The organism is Staphylococcus sp. EG-SA-2 (assembly GCF_017152085.1).
This window is the reverse complement of record NZ_JACYHC010000606.1, coordinates 1-2,605: the sequence shown is the minus strand read 5'-3', so window position 1 is coordinate 2,605 and position 2,605 is coordinate 1. Positions and strand designations below refer to the sequence as shown.

The following is a 2,605-nucleotide window of genomic DNA, read 5'->3' as shown; positions in this document are numbered from 1 at the left end:
TTGGTGATGATGAAGTGATTGATATTAATTGCGAAACACCTTCGATAGCAATGACATAGATTATTGGAAGATTAAATCAAAAATAAAGAAGACCCTAGTGGCCTTCTTTTTTGTCTAATTCTTCTTTGATTTCGTCAGGTGATTTTAATTGATGCGCTGGTTTTAGTAACTCACTTAATCTTTCACTTTCTATCATAGCACCACCAAACTGATAATTATGTTCTGGTGTAGCATAAGCAGTAAAATTATCTTTTTTGTTTTCATTGATGTAGCCTTCAATTACGGCATCGCCCATGGGTCCTCTTTTTAAACTTGTGAAATGCACAGATTTGATGGTATTGGGTTCTTTGGTATTATGCTGGAGATAGAGTGTAATACGCTCCTGTTGTTCTTTATAGTATATTGCTTTTTGTTTTTCTTTTTCGTCATATTTCACTTTTAAATAAATGACTGATGCAACTATACATATACATAAAATGACACCAATAATTACAAAAACATGTTTTTTGTTCATTAAAGTAACTCCTAACTTTAGTGACTCTACTTTTTATTTAGTTCTTTTTTTATATCATCTGGTGATTTTAATTGATGCGCTGGTTTTAGTAACTCACTTAATCTTTCACTTTTAATTAAATCACCTACAAATTGAAAGTTATTTTCAGGTGATGCATAGGCAACAAAATCATCTTCTTTATTTTCATTTATGTAACCTTCAATCACAGCACTTCCCATAGGACTTGTTTCCAATTTTGTGAAATGTACAGATTTGATTGTGTTCGGTTCTATAGTATTATGCTTAAGATAAAGTGTAATGCGCGCTTGTTGTTCTTTATAATAAATTGATTTTTGTTTTTCTTTTTCGTCATATTTCATTTTAAAATAGATACTTGCAACACTAATTAATATGATTAACATAATACTAGTTAATATTAAAATTTTCTTTTTCGACATCTATCACCAGCTCCTAAAATGTGGTGGAATTTTATACAGTTTACATATTTATGATACTACAAAACACACTCTTACAAAGAAAATCTATAATTTTAATCTAGGTCAAGGAAAAGCAGCCAAAAGTGTTTATATAAGATCAACGAAATATTGCGGGTATAAAGTGGTTAACAGATAAATACAGTGGAAATTGTACTAAAAATTCAACTTTTCATTTTTATATGTAAGTATGATTAACTTGAAAACAAAATTAAAACGGCCGCATAGTTTTAGCGGTCGTTCTTTTTAGACTCTAATTCCTTTTTTATCTCATCAGGTGATTTGGTTTGATGTACTGGTTTTAATAACGTGCTTAAATTTTTACTTTTGATTAAACTTCCACCAAATTGATAATTATGTTCTGGAGACCCATATGCAACAAAATCATCTTCTTTATTTTCATTTATGTAACCTTCAATTACTGCATCGCCCATAGGTCCTCTTTTTAAACTTGTGAAATGTACAGTTTTGATGGTATTGGGTTCTTTAGTATTATGATTAAGATAGAGTGTAATACGCTCCTGTTGTTCTTTATAGTATATTGCTTTTTGTTTTTCTTTTTCGTCATATTTCACTTTTAAATAAATGACTGATGCAACTATACATATACATAAAATGACACCAATAATTATAAAAACATGTTTTTTGTTCATTAAAGTAACTCCTAAAATGTGGTGGAAAATGAAATTTTTTTGTAATCTGTAATTACGAACATTATAGATTATAAACCATAACACTAACATCGTCGCCTTCATTAACTTGATTGTTAAAATCACCAATTACTGAGAATTGTACAAGGAATAATTGCCTATTATGCCCTCATGTCATTATTGCCTTACTAACATTAACAAAATCGATAGCTATTACATTAAATGTCTATCTCCCACACCTCAAACACCTTTTTATACAGGACGCACTGTAATTTCATTCACGTTAACATGCTTTGGTTGTGTTAATGCATACAATACCGCTTCTGCAATATCTTGTGGATCAAGCTTTTTACGATCACTTGGATTATATGCGGCTGTTATTGCTGTATCTACCATTCCTGGAGAAATGCTTGTTACTTTAACGCCTGTCTTTGCCAACTCTTTTTCTAATCCTTGAGTAATAGTGTGAACTGCTGCTTTCGTCGCACTATAAATCGTACTACTTTTCGTTACTTCAAAGCCAGAAATAGATGCAATGTTAATAAGATGTCCACTTGATTGTTCTAACATAGTTGGTAATGCAGCCTGTGCCGTATATAAAGTGCCTTTGATATTCACATCAATCATACTATCCCACTCATCTACTTGATAATCAGTAATCTTAGACGATAACATTTGTCCCGCACTATTGATAACAATATCCAAACCACCGAATGTTTGTTGTGCAATTTTCATCAATTCATCGACTTCTTCTTTATTCGTTACATCTGTTGGCACTACCTTCACACTATCTTGAGCTAATTGATTCGCCACATTTTGTAGTTTATCTTTATTTCTACCGGCTAAGACAACTTTCGCCCCTTCTTCATGTAGTAATGTTGCAATTGCTTCTCCAATACCACTACCTGCACCTGTAACTACTGCTATTTTATCTGTTAATACTGTCATAATGATCGACTCCTTTGATT

At 31.5% G+C, this 2,605-nt stretch carries 4 protein-coding genes; all 4 read right to left on the bottom strand.

Annotation, left to right across the window (positions count from 1 at the left end; genetic code table 11):
• Positions 1 to 94: 94 nt before the first annotated feature.
• Positions 95 to 514, bottom strand: a complete 420-nt coding sequence (locus IDG60_RS10815) for a DUF1433 domain-containing protein (RefSeq protein WP_001034766.1) — start codon at positions 512 to 514, stop codon at positions 95 to 97.
• 26 nt (positions 515 to 540) lie between these two features.
• The gene (locus IDG60_RS10810; RefSeq protein ID WP_000038240.1) at positions 541 to 951 is read right to left on the bottom strand and encodes a DUF1433 domain-containing protein; all 411 of its coding nucleotides are present in this window, start codon (positions 949 to 951) and stop codon (positions 541 to 543) included.
• 266 nt (positions 952 to 1,217) lie between these two features.
• Positions 1,218 to 1,640, bottom strand: coding sequence for a DUF1433 domain-containing protein (locus IDG60_RS10805; RefSeq protein ID WP_001034758.1), 423 nt, complete (start codon positions 1,638 to 1,640; stop codon positions 1,218 to 1,220).
• Positions 1,641 to 1,889: 249 nt separating this feature from the next.
• A complete protein-coding gene (locus tag IDG60_RS10800) occupies positions 1,890 to 2,585 on the bottom strand; it encodes an SDR family oxidoreductase (protein ID WP_000217456.1) in 696 nt (231 codons plus the stop codon).
• Between the last annotated feature and the right edge of the window lie 20 nt (positions 2,586 to 2,605).

Bases quoted from the DNA above. Each gene is read 5' to 3' on its own strand.
- IDG60_RS10810 (WP_000038240.1), bottom strand. From the start codon at position 951: ATGTCGAAAAAGAAAATTTTAATATTAACTAGTATTATGTTAATCATA.
- IDG60_RS10805 (WP_001034758.1), bottom strand. From the start codon at position 1,640: ATGAACAAAAAACATGTTTTTATAATTATTGGTGTCATTTTATGTATA.
- IDG60_RS10815 (WP_001034766.1), bottom strand. From the start codon at position 514: ATGAACAAAAAACATGTTTTTGTAATTATTGGTGTCATTTTATGTATA.
- IDG60_RS10800 (WP_000217456.1), bottom strand. From the start codon at position 2,585: ATGACAGTATTAACAGATAAAATAGCAGTAGTTACAGGTGCAGGTAGT.